11 protein-coding genes and 1 pseudogene are annotated in these 21,961 nt (G+C 41.0%); all 12 read right to left on the bottom strand.

Features of this window, described 5'->3' with window-relative positions:
• Positions 1-4: 4 nt before the first annotated feature.
• The 12 genes and pseudogenes from VB073_RS01005 to VB073_RS00950 all read right to left on the bottom strand — a co-directional run bounded on the left by VB073_RS01005 (position 5) and on the right by VB073_RS00950 (position 21,926).
• Positions 5-2,710, bottom strand: coding sequence for a hypothetical protein (locus VB073_RS01005; RefSeq protein WP_323402275.1), 2,706 nt, complete (start codon positions 2,708-2,710; stop codon positions 5-7).
• Between the two features lie 90 nt (positions 2,711-2,800).
• The gene (locus tag VB073_RS01000) at positions 2,801-3,751 is read right to left on the bottom strand and encodes a hypothetical protein (protein ID WP_323402274.1); all 951 of its coding nucleotides are present in this window, start codon (positions 3,749-3,751) and stop codon (positions 2,801-2,803) included.
• A gap of 32 nt (positions 3,752-3,783) precedes the next feature.
• A pseudogene (locus VB073_RS00995) lies at positions 3,784-4,914 on the bottom strand (beta-galactosidase); the annotation flags it as partial.
• Between the two features lie 14 nt (positions 4,915-4,928).
• Complete coding sequence (locus VB073_RS00990; protein ID WP_323402273.1) at positions 4,929-6,185, bottom strand: hypothetical protein; 1,257 nt, start codon at positions 6,183-6,185, stop codon at positions 4,929-4,931.
• A gap of 25 nt (positions 6,186-6,210) precedes the next feature.
• Positions 6,211-8,019 carry a hypothetical protein gene (locus VB073_RS00985; RefSeq protein ID WP_323402272.1) on the bottom strand — a complete coding sequence of 603 codons (1,809 nt, stop codon included), beginning with the start codon at positions 8,017-8,019 and terminating at the stop codon, positions 6,211-6,213.
• A 12-nt stretch (positions 8,020-8,031) separates the two neighbouring features.
• On the bottom strand, positions 8,032-10,788 hold the full coding sequence (locus VB073_RS00980; protein WP_323402271.1) for a hypothetical protein: 2,757 nt from the start codon (positions 10,786-10,788) through the stop codon (positions 8,032-8,034).
• Positions 10,789-10,795: 7 nt separating this feature from the next.
• Positions 10,796-12,658 (bottom strand): DUF4838 domain-containing protein, encoded by a 1,863-nt coding sequence (locus VB073_RS00975; protein ID WP_323402270.1) that lies wholly within the window; start codon positions 12,656-12,658, stop codon positions 10,796-10,798.
• A gap of 157 nt (positions 12,659-12,815) precedes the next feature.
• Positions 12,816-13,970, bottom strand: a complete 1,155-nt coding sequence (locus VB073_RS00970; RefSeq protein WP_323402269.1) for a DUF4998 domain-containing protein — start codon at positions 13,968-13,970, stop codon at positions 12,816-12,818.
• Positions 13,971-13,992: 22 nt separating this feature from the next.
• Positions 13,993-15,237 (bottom strand): DUF4959 domain-containing protein, encoded by a 1,245-nt coding sequence (locus tag VB073_RS00965; RefSeq protein WP_323402268.1) that lies wholly within the window; start codon positions 15,235-15,237, stop codon positions 13,993-13,995.
• A 26-nt stretch (positions 15,238-15,263) separates the two neighbouring features.
• The gene (locus tag VB073_RS00960; protein ID WP_323402267.1) at positions 15,264-17,189 is read right to left on the bottom strand and encodes a RagB/SusD family nutrient uptake outer membrane protein; all 1,926 of its coding nucleotides are present in this window, start codon (positions 17,187-17,189) and stop codon (positions 15,264-15,266) included.
• 14 nt (positions 17,190-17,203) lie between these two features.
• The gene (locus VB073_RS00955; protein ID WP_323402266.1) at positions 17,204-20,566 is read right to left on the bottom strand and encodes a SusC/RagA family TonB-linked outer membrane protein; all 3,363 of its coding nucleotides are present in this window, start codon (positions 20,564-20,566) and stop codon (positions 17,204-17,206) included.
• Positions 20,567-20,726: 160 nt separating this feature from the next.
• The gene (locus tag VB073_RS00950; RefSeq protein WP_323402265.1) at positions 20,727-21,926 is read right to left on the bottom strand and encodes a FecR family protein; all 1,200 of its coding nucleotides are present in this window, start codon (positions 21,924-21,926) and stop codon (positions 20,727-20,729) included.
• Positions 21,927-21,961 lie beyond the last annotated feature (35 nt).

Below are 21,961 nucleotides of genomic sequence, written 5' to 3'. Positions count from 1 at the left end.
CTTTTTAATATGTAACGACTATATTGGCTTCTCCCTCAAATGGTATTATGGTCACTACTTCAGATTGTTCGTCATAATTACCACCTTCCACCTTTACCGGTTTTTTGCTTTTTGGATGTGGTATCCGTATTTTCACGATTTTCGGTCTTGAGGGATTCTGACATTTTACCGTCGCCCTGATCACATCCAGATGAGAATCTGCGGACATTGATACATCCAGAGAGCCGAAATAACTTCTGACACCTTTCAACTCTATACTTTTCCCCTTTTCCAACCAACGTCGGGGAATGGTATTGAACAGATTCAATGTTTCTTCCTCTTCCATATACAGCATCCACCGGGTCTCCATCAGGAACCACGCCTCTTCGTGGGTCTTATGTGGTGTGAGCCTATACATATGTTCCCAGAAGTTATATGTTTCCCGATCTGCGTGGGCCGCAAAGGTGTGATAATAGGTGTTCAGGAAAGGTTTTACCATCTTTTTTTTCGCTTGCAGCCAATTGTGGCGGCTATAGTAAGGTTGACTGAATGCCGAATTTCCCTGGAGAAAAAGGTCACTTTGGTACTCTAATAACATTTTGGCTTCAAGTGATTCCGGATCTATTATTTCACAAAACAGCAGATACATAGGTCCTAACAGAGCGTCAGCCACCGTGAAGGTTGAATGTGACCAAAACGTTTCTTTTTTTTGATAAAGAGCTCTTGGCCCGTCGGCTTCGGTCCAGGGAGGTAAGGTTGGTACCCAGCGCCCGTCGCCCAGTGGAACAACCGGTGAAATAGCCAGAAGAGTTTTTACCGTTTCAAGGATATCTTTTTTCCACTCATCCGATTCTTTCTTTAAACGATCGGCAGAGGTGGTGTCAATTCCTTTCATCGCTTCGGCAATTCTTGATAATCCCATGCAGGCATATCCATTCAACATGAACTGATGGTAGTGATCTTCCGGATCAGCCACTTTTCCATCAATCATACCGTAGCCTCTCCCCTTTAAGCTATCTATCTTATTTTTATTACGCCAACTGATAAGATACTCACAGGCTTTGACTATTTTTTCCTTATTTTTGTTCAACCAAATAGTATCATGGGTATACCGCATATACTCTCCGATTATCCATAATACAGCCCCGGTCTCACTTTCATAATCCTGGTAATTTTGAATATGTCCATTCGGGCGCTGTGTTTCCATAAAATAGTTCAACGCTCGTTTGGCAACATCGTGCCATCCCATTGACAGATAGTACAGGATAATTGGACTGCTTTCCGTACCGATGGGTGAATACGAACCTACATTGGGCGCTAATGTACCCTGGGGTTCTGCACCGTAAGTAATCAGGTCGAGATGAAATAACCCGGCTTGCAACATTTCCTCGATTCTCTTTTCAGGTAACCTGACGGTAGCGGCAGTGGCACGTTTTTGTTCCCAGTATATCCGGGCTTCTTTCAGCCTCTCTTCAAATGATTGTTCTTTCAGGGCAACAGCCTTTTCTTTTGAAATAGGCGTGTGCGGCATAAAAAAATCATACTCTGCCTTTTCTCCAGGTTGAAGTAGAATGGCAAGCTCTTCATTCTGCAAGGGTTTCCCATTCAGTAGGCCGATACAAAAGATCCTATCATCCGTATAAAATGAAAATCCGGTCTCTTCATCGTACCTGTGCACTTTTTTTTGCCACCAACCCATTCCCGGTCTGGGCGATTTTATCCAGGCATATCTTGGTACTCTTCCGGTATTCTCAATGGTGGTGCGGCAATACAATACTATACTGTTTTGAAAATCATAGGCTGTCTTCATCTTTTCGTCCGCTTCCTTTGCCTTTTCCTCGGTAAACGTCCTTCCATAGCTGTGCCTGTCGGAAACTACAAAATGGGTACCCTTGTTTTCGGCTGTAATTAAAGGTGTTTCAGCAAAAGAAACAAAAGAGATAGTGTGATATAAAACATCGTCATCTACTAATTCAGAATGATATATGGGCATATAACCTTCATCCAATCTCCGGATTATATTATTTCTTACCCCAACTCCTCGCCCTAAAGCATAGAGATAAGCCCTATTCTCTGAATCGGGCAGACCGACATCTGTGGATGCATATCTCGGGCGTATTATTTTCCCTTCCTGTGCCATATCTTCAAGTTCTTCAGATATCTCGAACAATCTCATATCCCTACTTATACCCAACAAAACAGGGACACTCATATTCCGTGTGGCGAGCGCGGCAGCCTCAAAGGATGCTTCTTCTTCGTTCTCAATCCGTTGTATCTTGGTTAGATTGTTTCGCTGTGCTATATCATTCCCGATCTCTGTGAAAGAACGATTTTCCTCTTCAGCCAATATCACTACATTATAATCAGGAATAAATACAGGACAATCATTGTGGATATCCCGTAGGAAAAAAGAAAAGGATTGCCCGGATGTCTTTACCGATATAACGGTTGGATCCGGTCCCGGTGCATTATTATAATCCGATACTTCAACGGTCAATCGGGCTTTGGCATTAACGGGTATACGAAAACTATTCCCTTTTATTGTTCCTTTGGATACTGTAATTTTATTGATCTTTCCGTTTGTAGCCGTTATCTCACCCCGAATATTACTATTCTTCCACTCTATGTGGAATCTAAAAGTCGGTTGCACGGAGGCGTATGACGTCATCATTGAAATTAAAATAAAGAGAGTCACAGTTATTTCCCGAAGAAATGTCTTGATAAACTTCATGAGAGTTTCTGTTTTTATAATAAATAATCCTCTGTTCATGATTTTGGCCCCACCTTTTCCTGCGAAACCAAGAATAAAGGATTGTAAAGCCTATTTGTTATATTTCCCGATAGCTTGTTCACTCCATAATGCTACCTCTTCCAGATCGATTTCCCCGACATTATAATTTCCCACATGAGTGATCCATTCACGTGTCCACTCTACAGCATCGATATTGAGGTCGCAAATACAACTTGCCAGAAAAACCATTCCTTCAATAACTCCCTCGTTGAGAAGCCTGAGACCTAACTGGCATTGGGCCGCCATCCGGGTGACAGGTATTGGCTTTCCAATGCCGTAGTCATACATATAGCAGCCAAGGACTATCCGTTTGCCAGGTACGCGTGACCGTAATTTGACAAGGTTTGCTTCCAGGGCTTCTAAATTTTCGGATTCCCAGGTCCAGAAATTGAGTACATCGAAATATTGTAAATAATCATCCTTCAAGAATTTTTCGAGGTTGAAATCGTATACAACCACCCACATGTCAAGAGGATTTTCTCTCTCATGCAATAAATCCCGCATTTCAATTAATTGGTTTAAAGTTACCCGGGGCTTATCAGCCGTGAAAAAATCATCGAACATTACTTCATTGATATTTGGAAATTCATCCGACAATTTAAGAATAGTTCTGACCGGTTCCAGATGATCTGAAATAACACTATGGGGGCTATTAGCACCCACTGCAGACCATCCCACTCTTTTACAATCGGATAATTGGGCAGCATAGGTGGCTTCTGTTCCTGGCTCCGGTTTACCTTCAAATTCTACCACGATACAATTTTTGATATCCATATAATTACAGGCATCGGCTATGGTGATTTGAGAGCCTTCATCTCCTGACGGGAGATTCCATCGTCCATTGTGTGAGCCTTCTATATGCCCCCAGAGCCATAATTTATCACGGACAGTTCCATTCTCTGATCTTTGTGTATTTTTATTACAGGATAAAAAAACTAAAGATAATGAGCAGGATATAAGTAGGATGATATTGTTTTTCATATTGAAATCTATTATAATGATGAAAATTATTCCTCTGGAAAATGGAGTGACGAATGTCCCATGGGCTGGCTTGTTGCCACGGCGATTCCCCGTTGATTTTGCTTGTTTACCGCACAATAGAAATGATACACTACTCCGTTATGTTTCACCACATAACTCTTGTGGGCATAAAGGTTGTCATAATCTTCAGTCGGATAAACAAGATCTTCACCTTCCCAATCATACCAGTGGATAAGGTCGTAACTACATGCGAAAGTGTTGTATGCACTGTATTTTCGGGTGGGTATAAAAGCCCTGAAATAGAACATGACATATATATTGCCTATCTTTTGAATATGTGCATCACCGGTTATCGAACCACTTACTTCATGCGCTAAAACCGGATTATTCCGATATCGTTTCCATGTTCTCATATTGTTCGAAAGGGCAATTCCTATTCTTTCGGCTTTCAGTCCAGTTTCGGGATGGTTGCCTGCGGCATTGTAAAACATCACGAAAGGTGCACCAAGTGATTGTTTCTTATCCCAGTAGACAGTACTTTTATAGATCGTCTGATTATCGAACCATTGTGCCTGCATGTCAAAAGGTGAAAGAATCGGTTTACCTAATGATTGCCACCCTACCGGTTTACCCATATTTTTTTTCTTTGTCCAGGCGACTCCTACTTTCAAGGGAGATGTTTCATATCCGGGCAACTCACCCCCAAGATAAGTCATCCAATATTTTCCCTGATATGGCAAAAGTGTATAACTCCCTCCCCATTCCATATCAGGCAAGGCCGGATAACCGGCGCGCTGGTTTTTGTCCCAGGAAGTAGAATCATCGGGAAACGAGAGGATGCGACCGAGAGTATTCCATTCAAGCAGGTTATCGCTTTCGGCAATCCATGTCTCATACCCATTCCTGTTTTTCGCTTCGTCTTTACCCCAGACAATATAGGTCATATACCATTTTTTACCATAACGGAAAACTGTGGGTGAGTCAATCATATATTCATTTGACTCAGGGATTATGACCAATCCGTATTTATAGGGTGTTTTAATCTCCTCATAAATTTGGGCCATTTCGGTTTGCGTCATTTCCTGCTGGGCAGAGAGCTTCACAAATGTAAAAATAAAAAGTAGATATGTGATATACCACGGAGGTATTGACCATAAATTCATTCTTGTACCCATATTTATTCTTTCCATGTATAAATCATCAAATCGCCGGGATCGATAATCACTTCCTCTGAATAGTTGTTGAGTTTAGCAATTTTACCATTTTTCAATACTTTCCGCACCGTTTTATCCGTGGAGATATTCAATTCCATCTTGTTTTGAAAATCACGATTTACAATCACCAGAAATCGTTGATCTCCTTTCTTTAGTACCGATACTATTGCACCGATACCACCTGTTTTTAATGTTTTAATCGACTTCGGGAGATTCTTCAGCGGGTGTGTCTCCATCGGTAGCTGTTCACCGGTGTGGCATACTGAAATCACTTCGGAACCAAGAAAGATCGGAGCCAAAGAATGGATTTCACTATTGACTGTTTTGATGAGATCATATACGATGGTACGCTTACCATCCAGATCAATGGGTGAATCGTGGAAATCCCAGGTGGGATTTTCGCCCGGGTGCCAATAGGTGAAATATTGCAGTGTCTGTGCGCCATACGCCAGGTTGCTGAACATCTGAAGGCGGAGCTCGGCAAGGGTTGGGATAGGGTAGGGCTTGTGTGCTATCGCAAGTGCAAAAGCCCAGAATGGGAGGCCTGAATTGCGGGATGCTTCTGAAATGATCTCTAGGTTTTTATACCATTCCGCCCGAAGGGTTCTTACGCCATTCGTTTCTATCACAGGATAATGATCAAAAGAAATAAACGGAACGGGTACTTCTTTGAGAAATACCTCCACATGTTGGGCGTATACATCCCTTTCCCGATCTATTTCAATATTCCCGAATAGTTGTTCTTTATTGGCATAATTCGGGAAAAGATTGATATAACAACCATGTTCTTTATCCACAGACTGAATTTTTTTTATCCATTCAGCCAATTGGGGAAATGCCAACGCAGATGGTTCATCCCTTAAATGATAGCCCATCAACGCAGGATGTTTCATCAGCCTTCTGGCTGTTTCCTCCGGATCTGTACTCAGTTCCGGACAATAGAGCAATAATTTCACTCCTGCCTCTTGTGCAACATCCAAAGCTTTTTCAACTGCTTCTATATTGGAATAAACTGAAAAATTGATGTTAATCCCTGATTCCTTTAATTCCTTGAAGCGCTCTACCGTTGTTTCACCCTCAGGCACCCCAATCCATGCTAAAATGGGAAATTCTTCAAAACCCAGATCCTCCATATTTGCCTGATCGTCGTTATTTGTCCTTTCTCCAGTACAAGAGAAGAAAACAAATATCCAAAAGAATAAAAATAGATGTTTTTTCATATTTATGATTTTATTATAAATTGTACTAATGATTCCCGGTTTCACGTTCCTCCCATCCACTCTTTCCTTCGTCCATATAGACCTCAATAAGTGTTTTTGAAACTCGGTCATCCACCTCTTCTTCCAACCTGATACGTAACGGATTCTTTAGACGCTTACTCCATTCTAAAACCGGGGTATAGGGCGTTTCTTTACTGATCTGATAGATAAGATAAGCCCATTTTTCATGGAACATGCTGCCTTTTTTTACAGGAATCACCTGTTGCATGTTTGAGGAAAGAAAACTTAGCGAAAGAGCACGTGTCCAATAAATCCACGGTCCACCGGTAATGTAAAAATAAGGGTTAAGCAAACTGGTTCGAGAATCGAGTGAAACATTTGCATATTCCAAATTGATACCGGCAAAACCAATTCCGGTTTGTTCATTATAGAACGTGATCCACGGGACGTCTGCTTCCATTTTTAAGTCGGTTAGATCGGTCATATTCAATACATCATATGTAATTATTTTATCTCTAATAACGTCGTACCATGCAGCGTGTGTCATCAATTCCCTTTTGAATACAATTTCGGCATTTCTGAGTGCGAGAGTTTGAATCGTTTGGTTTATCCGCATGTCGGTAGTTGCAAAGAAGTATGGTACACCCGGGAAGAAATCATAACGCACAGCAACATCAACCTCGGGCATGTGACGCATTTGCCCCCAAAACTCACTCGTTGCCAGAACCGGCCCCGTAATGCTATGCATATTTTGATCATTCTTCCAGTCGGAAGTGTGCGCCCAAGCTTTTGGTGGTGCATAGACGTCAGGATTCCAATGGATAGCACCATTCGTTTCCATACGGTGATATAAGGGATTTTCAGGGTTTGACTTGAGAGTGATTTCATCGATATGGCCTGAATTTGGGTGTAAAACAATATTAAGGTATTCATTATCAATAGTCAGTCCTGGTAATTCACCTTTGACTTGAAGATCAGTATGATACGTTTTTGTAAATGCCTTCGGATTATTGTAATAAACGAGGTATACCTGGCTTGTATTAGCGGGGACATCGGCCAGAAATGCTAATTTACAAGTAATTGTTGGCATCCAAAGCGGAATCTGCCTTGGACGGGTGTCTCCTCCCAATGGATTCAGACTATCCTTGACTGAATATTCTTGTATTTCAAATACTTGACAAGGTATTTCTGTAAGGTTATAGTCTACAGGATTTACGCCCATTACACGGATTTCTCGTTTCAGGTCGGAAACTTCATCAGGATAAAATGGCAGGAGTATCTCAACCGGTTCTTTTTTCCGTTCTAAGCCTGCCGTTTCGCTCAATACAATGGATTTGTATGATTTCCATGCAGGATCGAATACAGCTACTCCATCGGGCGCTTTTACGTTGGCTGTTGCCGAAATGATCATATCCTGGGGGGAGGGTTTTATCGATTTCTTCATCCTTATTTTTATGTCAATCTTATAGGTTTTTCCGGGCTCCCATTTTACCCATGCAGTGATGAGTGGGTTTTTGTAGAGTGTGTTATCCTGTGAGAGTGCATATCCCGAAGGGGGGCGATGAATAAAACCGGGTTTATTGTCTTCTTCTACAATATCGCCTTTGTAAAGATTTACAAATCTCAACGTTTTACCATCGACCATAGTTTCGACCTCAATCATAGAGGATTCAGGTAATTCCAGGTTAGCCTTGAAATGATAAAAAGGGATAGCAGGATGTGGATATCCCAATTCAATATGGCTAATATTAAGGGTGCCGAGTTTATTTTTTGTCTGTGGAAAAACGAAAATTGGCCACACACAAAAAATAGATAAAAAAAATACTTTCTTCATAATATTTTAATCTTATGTTTTATCTCTGACTGTTATCAGGTTTCTGTTTTTTAATTCCATAAGCACTTTACTCCAACTTCCTTCGTCAGCCCACATATAATAGGAGAAATAGGATGTAGTCCGCATATACAATGGGGTCCAGGGTTGAAATTCGGCATAAAAATAATGTGCGTCGGGATTGGAAGGATGATTCATCCACATATGGAGAAAAATTGGTTGTGTAACCGGATAGGCACTAACAAACGAAATATCTTCAAGTGTATCATAGCCAGCATTCCATCCTTCATTTATATCCAACTTCTTACCGTAATAACGATCGGTTCGCATACGATATTCATGTAGTCCATCTTTTTCAGGAACAATAAAGACATCTTCAGGTCCGTGTTTTTTCCCGATTTCGTAGATAGGTTGTGGACCAAGCATATTTAGCTCGGGATTTATCATTTTCAAAGCAAAACGGACTTCGAGCAATGGTGTATTACCGTAGAGCGTATAGGTCTTTTCTATCGAATTGCCGAAATAATCGGCGATCATACGCACTTGTACGTAATTTCCTTCCTTTTTTTCTATAGTAGCCTTATATATTTTATGGGTCTCTATACTCGGCTGACCAAGAAAATCCTCAAAGCCTCCGTAAGGATAAAATCCTCGTTCACGAAAAGGACGACGATCATCATCGGGTTTCTGTGGCCAGAGTTTGAATAGCACATTGTCGTTTTTCTTTTTCACTATATACTCTATAACACGGGCTCCCGTTGCAAGCAGGGTAACCTTCACTTGTTCGTTTTCCATAATATATTCTGATATCCCATCGCCATTAATATCGATCTCTTCAACATGTGCATGACTTGAAGAATCCTCTACGCCAAGTTGGCTTGTCTCCGTCATTCCTAACGCCGAAGTCGTAACAAGATAATTTCCTGCCGGCAGTTGTAAATCAAATTCTATATCACAATAATTTCCTGTAGTTATTCCAACATTCTTCTCTGTTTCAACAATCGGATTGAACGGCTCAAACATTTTAGCCACACTTATTTTTACGGTAATAGAATCCTGCTCTGAGAAATTATCTACACTGACAGGAAATTTAATACCTGAGGATGTGCCGTAGAGCAGTCTATGAATAGAAATAATAGGTGGAAGTTCTAACAGGGAAACGGTCGATTTAGTGGAATGGGGTTCCCAATTATAAGTGAATGTGATTAAGTTGCGTCGGCCCATAGCTTCTGCCGTCGGTTCGATATTAAAAGAGAGTACTTTAGATTCTCCCGTGCCCAAGTTGATATTTGCAATCTTTTCTCCTTTTATGGATAATTGCTTTGGAATATTTATTCTTAACTGGCCTTTTATAGGATGGGTGTAAGTATTTGTAATTGTAAGTAAAATCTGGTTCCCCTGCGTTTTGGTCTCAAGATCTATCCTGTCACCGAAGTATTCTTCGAGATATATTCTATCGAGAAACAATAATTGAAGGGTATTGCGGTATTTTTCTGCACCCATCATAAATCCGCCTTCGGTAACTGCTACGGCTCGACGATCCATGATGGCATCCCATAATTTTTCCTTATCAAAAGAGTGCTCTTTTTTATTGAAAAGTACCATATGTGAAGCGGCACCTGAAAGCAAATCGCCTGTCTGAATAACAAAAGGGATGTTTTCGTTGTTTATTTGTCGTGCATTTCCCTGATTAGCATAATATCCGCTATATGGGAGATTATCGGCTTCTTTGTCATCGACCTGACGGAATAGGTATCCATTTTTACTATTAGCGTACTCAACCCAATCTTGTGGAGTAAACATTAATTGAACTTGTAAGTCATCATAATCGGAACAGTTGTAAAGAGGAGGGAATCCTACATCAGTAACTATTGGTAATTCACTTTCAGAAGCCCAATTATCTATTTCATCTCTTGCCAGAAATTCCATATAGCCATCAAAAACAAACCACGAATTACCCTCGTTCAAACCTCTTCCGATCACATCAATAGGTGTTCCTGGTGTACAGGTTACACTTTTAATTAAAGTTTGGGCTCCAAACCAACCCCGCTTCAAGTCATATTCGGAAACAAGTTTAAATGTGTCATCGAGTAAAGTTCGAAAAAGTATTAATTGTTCCTGTGAGGCACCTACTACTGTATACAAACAACGTTTTCCTCTTTTTAAGATAAAAGCATAAAGGGGTGAGTGGTCATTGGCCATTGCTTGATGTCCAATATTATTGTTCTTAAAAACTTCACCGGCCTTTTCCAATAACTTCTTTCCTGTTTGGGATGTAGTATCAGCATACACCAGCACATTGTTCTGTGTAATCACCTTATTCAAAGTTTCCAGTGACGGATTTTCGAGAAATCTGTATTCAGTGCTGTTTGTTATTAATTCGTTAATAAAGCCTTCCTGTAGTTGTAACCCCGGTACACATAGAGCTTCTGCTATATCAACTTTTGCCTGGCATACCGAGGCTTCAATATTTGGAATGTTCAGCCGAAAAAGATTCCCATAGCGATAGCGGTATTGATACACATCTTGCCAAAAAGATGTATAACCGTTAAACTGATACTCATTGACGACTGTCGTAGAAATATTTGATGCTTCTTTCCAAGAAGAAAAACTGTCAAGTGATGTTTTCTGGGAGCAAGAAAAAAATATACAACAACCCAATACAGACAAAAAATGTATTCGAAAATGGGTCGGATTTAATTTCCCCGTTGAAACTTGTGGAAGATTGTTCTTATTATCAATTTTCTTACATAAACATGATAATTTTTTCATGTTGACTCTATTTTTCTTCGGGAAACAACCTGCTTCGCAAAAGTTGTTCTACCCATTGGGTATGATTGGGATGAGAACTGAAATCTTCCCTCACCATGGTTACATTGAATTCTTTGAGTAGGGACATGAACTCTGTCAATGCTTCTTCAGGGTTAGGAGGTGTCACCGGTGAGATGTTGTTTTCCTGTTCATATGTTTTAAAACGTGCATTTTCAAGTAATAAAACGAATTTAAGCGGGATTTCTTCCCGTTGCAGGCGATTACGTAATATTTCGTCTTTTGTTACTTCTATAGCCTTTTTCATAAGTGAGGTCGCTTGTATATAAACGGGTACAGTAAGCCAGCCGGAGGTATCTCCCATATAACAGCGTAGATAGACCCCCGACTCCTTTACACTGGTGGTGAGCAAATCCCAGTATTGCCGCAGGTAAGGAGCCGCTCTTTCCCCATAATATCCTGCAAGGAATTCATCAATCAGCTTATTTTCATTGAGAGCGGGATTCCACATTAAACGGGAAATAACCCAGTTGCGCATTCTTACAAAGTCTCCTGCATCGCAATAATAATCACCTTGTTCGAAAAGTCCGATTGTGTTATTCTTTATAAAGAAACGGATGTTGGGTGCTAATACATGAATATTGGGATGGGGTAGCATATAGGAGGTGAAATTGGTAACATAATCCCAGACGAAGAGGTTATCGGCAATTTTACTCCACGCTTCTATGTCATCGCGGAGAGCTTTATTCTGTTCGCCTTCGACTAACGGTTCGGAGAAAGAACACTCAATTGTACATAAGCGAACAACTACATTTTTACGGGGTTTGACCTTGAGAGGTGCTGTACGGGTATATTGATAGGCCAGAGTTTCGACCCAGATATGGGGAAACTCTTTTTCGATCTCTTCTGCTACTGCATTCACAAACCTGATCACCGGACCGGATTCACTTCCCTCCTCGCGGACAATCGCTTGGCAATGTTCGCACTGACAGGCACCATGACAGTCATTTTGACTGATTGAGATGAAATCCATATCAGGATGACTGCGAAGAGTATCTAATACATTCTTTGTAAATTCCTTCCGCATGGCATCATTGGATAGGCATAGTTGTGCGTGATGGTGGGTACGTTTACCATCGATCATGCTATACCATTCCGGATGTTTCTCGAAATAGTTTTGAGGAGGTAGAATAGGATAAAAAGAGTGCACAAAATACTGAAATTTGTGATATCCTCCATATTCGGGGGTAATCTTCGAAAAATCACCATTGCATTTCATCTGGGCTGCAAACGCTTCATCTTTGAATGCATCTTTGTAAAAGGCTTCTCTGTAAGTCAGATCAGGTGCATAACGAATATGCAACATGGGTACTTTCAGCCTCTTTGCTTTAGGAATATAGGAATCGGTTGATGTCCACCAACGAACCCCAACAGCTTCTTCCAGAAACGTATTTACTGCATATAGGGTTCCTCTGACCGGATGTCCCAGCATAATGATGTCTTTTCCAATGGTTTCCACTACAATCCCGTCGTAGGGTAGCTGAGTGGCATCGACCTTAGGGAGAAGAGTTTTGGCCAGTGATGAGTTTCCCACAACCAATAGCGGTTGTGACGTGTCTGCATCCGATTCGTGAATAATGCTGAATTTGGAGTTTGTAACCTTATCGAGGTATTTTTTTAATTCATTCGCGGCGGTTGTTTCCACAGGTAGTGGTTCATCGGGAAGGACGATGACATATTTTGCTTTTCCTCTATCCGATAGAGTAAGACTAACCGGCTCTGAGCAAGCAATTGAGAAAAAAACGGACAAAATTGCCAGAAGAACGAAAACTATTTTTTCTCTTGTGAAAATTGTCTTTAAGATATAATTCATAATAATTGAGTTGTTTTTGTTGATAGCTCTCATAATTAGGATAACGGGTGTCAAAATTATATGTTTTTTTAATATAAATAGTTGACACCCTCCTTGAAAAGCAAAGAAAAATAAACTAAAAACTCTTGAATGAGAAGTCTGATGAATAATACCCGCTTTATTTACTTTCCAAACTAAAGAAAACGTCTAACTCAGCGAGATTCATTATCTTATTTCCAGGTCCGCCAATTCCGGAAGAAAAGACGGGAGATTGAGTACATTCTACCCCTGTAAACCGTACATAACGGGCTTTGGTTACTAGTATCTCAAATACTCTGGAATAGTAATACATGCTATTGTCGTAATCGAATTCGGATATTGTAGTCCACTCTTCATTATTGAGGCTACATTCAAATTTTATACGGGTAGGAGCACGTGGGTCGGCACGCCCATTGGTTTGTTGATAGGAAGGCCACACTCCAAAGCCTGAAACCGGTATTTCACGTCCAAGGTCGATGGTGGCATATTCGGGATAATTGTTGTTGGTCATCCACATATCTGCCTGATTCCCATTATAGAAATTTTTTGCGGCGTTTCCTCCATTTTGAGTTGAATAAGCGATAACACTCCCTAACTTTTTGTTAATCATTAAGGATGTTTCAGGAACAACCGGGGGGATTATTGTGTCGAGCCACTGGTTATCTGGACTGTAATAGGTGATCCTCTTGAATGTTGTTCCTTCTTTATAGTCATCAATAGAGGTAGTTGTCGTTTCGTTTTCCACTCGAATACGTTTTTCTTTACCATCGGTGGAAATGTAAACCAACTCTGTAAATCGAGCCCCATTGATGGGATCCGCATTTTGCCATTCGAGCAACAAATCGTTGCTAAAACTGGTGCTTTTTGATTTAAGACCACGATGTGCAAGCGTTGCGAAGAAATTATCGCCTACGGTACGGGTGATCAGTTCTGCAGGATTAGATGAATTTCCATATTTATCAAAGGATTTTACAAACAGGGAATATTGACCTTCGGGGAGGTTGACAATTTGTTTTACCGCCTTTGCAGAAGTAATGTCAATCATGACCGAATCCTGGTAATCATTCCAGTAAATACCTACCTTTGTAGTACTGGCATCCACTACATTGAAGTTAACCTCCAGACGGTTATATCCGATACGGGCTTTTAGACCTGAAACACTCCCCAAATAAGAAATGCCTCCTTTCACCACATATTCTTTAAACATTGCATCCTGGTCTTTACAGGAATATAGTGTCAGAGAGATTATCAGAACAGCTATGATTCTGCTATTTATATAAAAGAAATGATTCATAATACGCATTATTAAGTGTACATTATTTTACTATTTCTCCCCAGATACTTAATTCATCAATAGAATATTGATCTCCATTGTTCCAGTTTTGAAGAATTTTAAAACGTATTATTCTAACCGGGAAATAAGGATCTGGTTGGCGTTCGGATGCTTTCACATCAAAATTCTCCCCATTGGGCCATATGAAAGAGTTATCCTCTCCAGTAATCACACCGGGATCTTCTCCGGATGGCTTGTAAGAATTGAATTCTCCTAAAAGTTTCCATTCATCTCCGGTTAAGTCATCTCCGGGATTTAAACTTGCAGTTCCGTACACTTCAAAACGCCTTGGATATAGGGTGTAAACCCAGGTCCACCAGGGAACAAAGTTGAATCGGGATATCTTTGCCGTTACTCCCAGGTCTATGGTAAAGAGACTCGGTAATGGTCGCACCTCAGGAATGAAATTGCCGTTCCATCCATTCACCGGACAAATATAATTGTTGAATATTCCGGCGAAAACATATCCCCAATAGTTGTTTTCGAGTGTATTCTGAAAGTCAGAAAGTAGTTTGTGTTCTTTCCAGAGAGATTTGTCCAACCTCTCCTCAAAAAGAGGCGTGAGTTCATATTCTTTCGTTGGGCTTTTATTTCCCCATCTGTCCATCAGATAAACATAAAACTTGATAGGTTTTGACTCAAGATCCCTGATGGTAAAGATAGCATTGGGATTATCGATCACAAAAGACTGGAGGAATACCGGTTCGCCGGTATTGGCGGTGTCGGCCATTAGAACAGCCTTCAGGGTCGCTTTATTGTCATTTCTGAAACTACCTTCAACTCCTCCGAAAGTAGCAATCATATTGAGTGACGGGAAAACTTCAACGATAGGAGGAATATGAGGAGATACCGTTATGGTAACTGGATTAGACTCTTTCTTGTTTTTTCCTACTGTGTATAATTTTACATCATAGTTCCCTTCCTTTGCGAAACCTTCAAGTGCCAAAGTGTCTACAAAACGAGAGGAATGTGCCTCCCTTATCACATCAGGAGAGGACTCATATACTGCTTTTACGTATAGCAGATTTTCATCCAGGGGCACAACATATTTTAATATGGATTTCCCGGGTGAGTTTTCCACCGTAACACTGTTCACGTCAATCGACACCGGTGCAGGAGCATTTTCGTCATAATATACAAGACTTGTGCTTTCCTGACATGCAAAAAGTATTTTCAACATTACTGCCAATAGGAGCAGATTACGAAAATTATTTATTATATGTTTCATAATTAATCCGTTTTTGAGTTACAAAATTACCATCCCAGGCTTTGTATCAGATTTGTATTTCGTGTGAGTTCGTCTTCACCAATAGGCCAGAAGTAATCTTTCAAACCAAATCTCTGGTTAAAGATGGTCAGAGGTTTATATATTTCTGCATTATTGGTATTAAACAAACTCCATCCCTGTATAGGCTGATTTAAGACTTCTCTGGCGGTTTTCCACCTGCGTAAATCCCAAAACCGTTTGCCCTCTAAGCATAACTCTATCAATCGTTCCTGATGGATAATTTCTCTTAACCCTTCCTGGGTATTGTACCTGCCGGGATTATTTGAATGTAATCTCCATGATTCAGCTACCGGTTGCAGTCCTGCCCGTTCACGTATCATATCTACATATTTTATTGCTTCCTGGCGTGCAGCCTGTGTATTATCAGCTTCGTTAAGAGCTTCGGCGTAGTAGAGTAACAATTCTGCTAACCTATATTTGGGCCAGATATAGTTATAGACGCTAATTTGTAAGGTTACCGGCTGTAGTGTTTGATAGTGAATCCATTTTTTAGGGACATACCCGGTAGGCTCTCTCATGTCGGTTCCTGAAATTCTTGCACCTTTAATATCGGGATAATGATATAATTCTCCAGGTTTACTGTCGTCGTATGAACCGGAGCCATACCAGATTCCTTGTGGAAACCCAAGCCAGGCGTAAAAGCGAGGTTCTCGTTCGAAATTTGCTCTTGCCGTCTCACCCCCTGTACGGATATAAAGCCCTTCTTCTTTGGTGGCACGCCTTAGTGTGTAGCGGCTATTATAATCCCATTCGGTATCTTCTTCAATAGGCACTCCATTTTCAGTGTAAAACATTTCCGCAATTTTTAGGGGTACAGAAAAGACCTCTGCCATTTGTGGCTGGGCATCGAACATTGGATTCAGCACGGGTAAAACGCGATGTTGTAATGTTGAAACCCAATCACGGGTGTCAGCCCAAATGACTTCATTGTTCCAGTCTTCACAAAAGGCTTGCCTAAGTGTCATCTGTTGGATTATAGTATCACTCAGATTATATTTAGGATCTCCCGGATAGGTATAGAGTTCCATCCCGAGGGAATCCATACAGACTCTTACCGCTTCGCGGCATGCTTCCGCTGCCAGCTTCCATTTCTCTATCTGTTGGCTTTTGTCCTGCGGAAATAGTTGAGTGCCATCCTTGTTCTTCATTGTCGCGAATTCCTCATTGCAATTGAACAGAGGACTGGCGGCAGTAACCAATACCTGCGCTTTTAAAGATACGGCTATTGGCAGGGTCAGACGGCCAAGATCATCTATTTCAGATCGAACCGTTGCCGGCAAATCCGGAATGGCCTCATCGAGCAGTTCCACGATATAATTGACAACTTCATCTATTGTATTGCGAGGAACCTGGACACCATAGACATCTGTCGATACCGGTAGATTCTCCCTGACGATAGGAATAGGGCCATACTGGGAAAGAAGTAAAAAATGATAATAAGCTTTTAGTGCTTTTACTTCTCCTATCCATTGTCTCCGTTCAAATTCCATCAGGTCGGGAACGACTGTAGTCTCAATTCCCTTTAAGAAGTTATTGCAATCACGGATAGCCGTATAATAATGGCTCCACATACTGCCTAATTGATTGGTGGAGGTCAGTAATCCTCTTGCTATCCGGTTTGCATCTCTGCCTATATTCTGTGTATATTGCGGATCATCGTTTACCCACGCTTCGTCCCCGGCCATCACGTCAATAGACGATCCAACGGAATTACTCGGTAAATAGGAATAGCAGGTATAGAGATAACGCAATGTATGACGACGCATGCTAAAAGCGCTTTCAAGTGTGGCTGTGCCTTCGGGAACCACGTCCAGGAAATCGGAACATGAAATTATAGTAGTCATCATGATTATGATGAGTAATTTTTCAACCATCTTCATTATTTTTTTCATAACTATAGAGCTTTTTAATTGAAAGTGAAATTTAATCCCATATTGACAACTCTCTGTATGGGATATCCCAGACCATTGCCAGCCATTTCCACATCCCATAGTTTGAACCGGCTCCAGAGTAATAAATTAGTTCCGCTTACATAAAACCTAAGATTCCCTATATGTAGTTTTTGCTGCCATTTGCCAGGGATAGTATAACCTATCTCCGCTTGTTTAAGGCGAAGGAATGTTCCGTCACGCATAAACCATGTATTTGTTACACCCACATTATTTGTATTACGGTTGTAGCTTAACCGGGGCCATGTTGCATAAATATTGCCGTTATCTTCTGACCAGTGACTGTCGGCATACACTTTCAACAGTTGCGTGTTGTCGACAAACGGTGAAGTATAACTTGCATCTATCCAGAAAGATTCGTTGGTGAGCCCTTGAAAGAATACCGAGAAATCTAAACCTTTATACCCAAGAGAAACCCCAAATCCGTATACGATTTCAGGAGTGGTGGGAAGTCCAATGGGAACAGCATCGGCGGTTGTTATTTTACCATCCTTGTTGATGTCGGTATATTTAATATCACCTCCTCCATATGGGTAAGTTGTCATTTCCTGTCGGGGTGAACTAAGTGCTTCGGCATCATCCACAAATAAACGTTCTGCGATATATCCCCATTGCTGACTCAGAGACTTGCCCACTCTGGAACGCCATGGTTCATTGTCATATTTCGGTTCGTCATAAATATCGTAACTGCTGACAGCATATGTGAAATTGGCCCTCGCTGATGTCCAGAAATCTTTTGTCCAGCTTTTCTGGTATTCCAGGCTTATATCTGTTCCACGACCGCTTGCTGCACCTACATTGGCTTTTGATTCGTAAGTTAATCCCATCGTCTGGGGAATATGGCTTCTGGTCATCAGAATATTGGTACGCTTTTCTTGAAAATATTCGGCTATTAAAGTCAAATCATTCCACAAACCAAGTTCGAATCCATAATTCGATTTATAGGATTTTTCCCACCCTATATTGGCGTTGGCATCCCGTTTGATGGAAATACCGGTTTCATATTCACCAAGCCTTTTTCCGAAGCGCATTCCGCGATTGGCGTTATTCATGTTCATCTCCGAGAGATAATAAAAACGATCCGTGTCTGAACCAATCTGGTCGTTACCCACAATACCATATGAATAACGTAACTTTAGTAAATTAACTTTATCGGCCAATGGTTCCCAGAATTTTTCATTGGCAATATTCCATGCAACTCCAGCGGACGGGAAGAACCCGAAGCGATTCGATTTGTGAAAACGTTCCGAACCGTTGTATCCGAAATTGAACTCGAAGAAATAACGATTGGTGTACGAATAGGTGAAACGTCCGGAAAGGCCAAGGTTGCGGGACGGTAACGATAGCTGTAAACTTCCGGTATTTGCATTCAATGATTGACGGGTTGTTCCTACCAACAAACCGCTTATGCCGTGATCACCGAACGTTCGGTTGTAGGTGGCCATTAACTCGGAATAAGTAGTGGAGTTGGTTACCTTATCACCGCCCTCTTCTCTGTAATCAAGCCAGTCGGTACCATCGGTATTGGTGTTGTATAAATTGTATTCTCCTGTTTCCTCATCCCTGCCCGCCAATTCATACCAATATGGGGTGTAGAAACGACTCACTGAAAATTGAGCGAGCCTGGAAATGTTCAACATTGCTCTTAAGGAAAGCCCTTCAGTGATAAAATCCAGTTTTTGAATAGCTTCAACCTGTGCGAGTAACTGGGAACGATTCCGTTCTTTATATCCTTTCACCGATTCGGCATAAGGATTATAATACTGATTATCCTTATTTCCAAACATAATATGCCTTATAGCCTGAGTTTTCGATGTAGGTGGATAATAGGGTGGAAACAATACTGTATTGGATTTGATGATATTTTTGAACATATCGGTTCCACTCGTTAAGGGGCCGCTATAGTCGTCAAAAGTACCACTAAGCCTCACATTCATATTGGTTGTAGAGGTAAGCCTTAGCTCTATATTCGAGCGCATTGTGTAGGCTTTATTGTCGATATTGGTATTGAAATTCTGGCGTTTATCCACTTTCATTATCCCGTCATCGTGGTTATAGGATCCGGCAACATAGTAACGGGCGACTTTTCCTCCCCCACTCAGACTCACATTATACCGTTGACTCAAAGCATTGTCTTTTATCAGCATCCCCATCCAGTCAACTGCCGGATAACGCAATGGATCAGTACCGTTAATCGTATTGTCGATTTTTTCTTCGGTGAAGGGTGCATATCCCTTAGGATCCCTTGTAAGCACAGCTTCGTTAGCCAGCCTCATCCAGGTAACAGGATCTGCAAATTCTACTTTTCTCGTTGGTGTAGAAAGGGATTGTTCAAGCCTGAATGATACTTTGGTGGCCCCTTCCTCTCCTTGTTTGGTCGTCACTAAAATAACCCCATTGGCACCACGTGCTCCATAAAGAGCTGTGGCTGTGGCATCCTTCATTACCGAGAAGCTGGCTATATCATCGGGTTGCAGACGCGCTAAATCGGTCTTGGTTAGTTCTATATTGTCTATTAAAATCAGAGGATTACGATTGGTGCCAAAAGTGGTGATACCTCGTACAAAAAAGTCTGCATCATCGGCCCCGGGTTCACCGCTTCTTTGGTAGGCTATTACTCCTGCCATCTGTCCGGCAAACGCCGTGGTTAAGTTACTTGAAGGGACTTTTAATTCAGCAGGATTGATAGTTGTTATTGAACCGATCACACTCTCTTTCTTCTGTTTACCGAAAGCAACAATAGTTACCTCGTCGAGTCCGGTTATCTCTTCTGCAAGATATACGGAGATAACCCTTTTACTTCCCACCACAACTTCCTGGGTTGTGTACCCGATATACCTGAATTGCAATACGCAAGTGTCACTCGGGACAGAAATAGTGTACTCCCCGTTCACATCCGTGGTTGTGCCTTGTGTGGTTCCCCTGATCAGTATGGTTACCCCTGGTAGCGGATAGTCCATGTTGTCGGATACAGTACCGGTAATGCGAATATTCCTTTGGGCTGGAGACTGTGTCAATTCGGCTTTCCTGGAGATGGCAATCTGTCGATCCGAAATCATGTATTGAATATCGGTCGACGTAAACAGTCTATTGAGAATAATGTATATATTCTCATTTATAGCATTGATGGATACTTTTTTATTCAGATCCAACGCATCCTCGTAGATAAAAATAAATTCACTTTTTTTCTCAATCTCACTTAGCACCTCTCTCATACTTTTATCTTCAAGATGAATGGAAAAGAGAGTCGACTGTGAGTAACTATTCAGGGCATAGCTGAGATTGACTCCCAGAATTAGAAAAATAAAGGTAAACTTCATCCTTATCAAAAATGAACTTTTTTGATGTAAATTCTTATAAATGTAGTACATTTGCATTTAGTTCTTAATTAGTTATTGAAGTGACTTGTTAATTACTAACCGGGTGGCCTGATACTGCAATATCGGGCCGCTTTTTTTATTTTACTTTCTCCATAGGCGTTCAGGGTTTATATGTTACCGAATATATCTCATTCTCTCTCGTATATTCTATAGGTACGATATATTGAAGAATGTTCAATACATCATTCAAGCTCTCCTTTAAATCCAATTTTCCGTTACATTTCAATCCTGCTGCTCTCTTATCTACGGTAATCTCTTTTCCATAATATCGGGAGAGCCGGTTAAGAATAAAGTCTAATCTTTCACTGTCACAGATATACATCCCGTCAGTCCAGGAAGTATAGTTATTTACGTTAACGGGTTTGACTGTTTCGTTTGCACCGATTACTTCATACATCTGAGATGGTTGCAGAATGATTTCTCCCTTGGATATGGCAGAAGAAATCCTGACGGATCCCGATTGCAACACTACACGTTTCTGTCCATCTGCATGGTAAGCTTGCACATTAAACCTGGTTCCCAAGACCTGTACGTCCATATCGCGGGTCTGTACTATAAATGGCCTATCGTGATCCGGTTTCACGTCGATATAGATTTCGCCATCAACAAATATCTCCCTTTTGTCGCTTGCAAACCGCGACGGGTATACCAGTCTGGTGCCGGAATTGACCCATATTTGTGTGCCATCCTCCAAACTAACAAAAGAGCGTTTGCCTTTTGGTATGACCAGTTGATTAAAATCGGCTATATTATCCCTTGAAATTTCCTGCTCTACTGTTTCTTGGGAGATAACCTTTGAGGAGACTTTTATTGAAGCCGAATCATATCGTATAACCGATTCCTTTTCCGGTACGGATATGATTTTGTTATTTGATATGAATAATTGTGTTTCAGTTGTTTCAATAATAGGTATATTGTTGTGGGCAAAACTTCTTATATTTCGATTGTCATTATTGTTTTTCCCAACAAAAGGGTTGAAGTAGAGTAATAGGGCGATACTTGCTGCTACTGCCAAACCCATGATTAAATAAAACGGTCTGGCTTTTGTCCGTCGGCGATGATTGGAGGCTTGAATAAGATGCCACACTTTATATACATCATGCTCATCCAACAAATCCTCATTCAAATCCTGAATACACTTAACGGCCTTGTCATATTCTCTCGTGTTTTTGGGGTACTCACGCCAGAAAGACTCTGACTCTTCCGTAGGCCTTAGCATGGATTTGATAAAAAAATCGTCCTGAAGAAAATCTTCAAATGTGAAATCCCTATAATTCTTATTTTGTTTTTCAATTTCCATGATGCACGCATTATATTAATATAATGCACGGCTAT

It is taken from the genome of Proteiniphilum sp. (assembly GCF_034927365.1).
Lineage (GTDB): Bacteria > Bacteroidota > Bacteroidia > Bacteroidales > Dysgonomonadaceae > Proteiniphilum.
The sequence above is the reverse complement of the archived record's forward strand: the minus strand, read 5'-3'. Positions and strand labels throughout refer to the sequence as shown.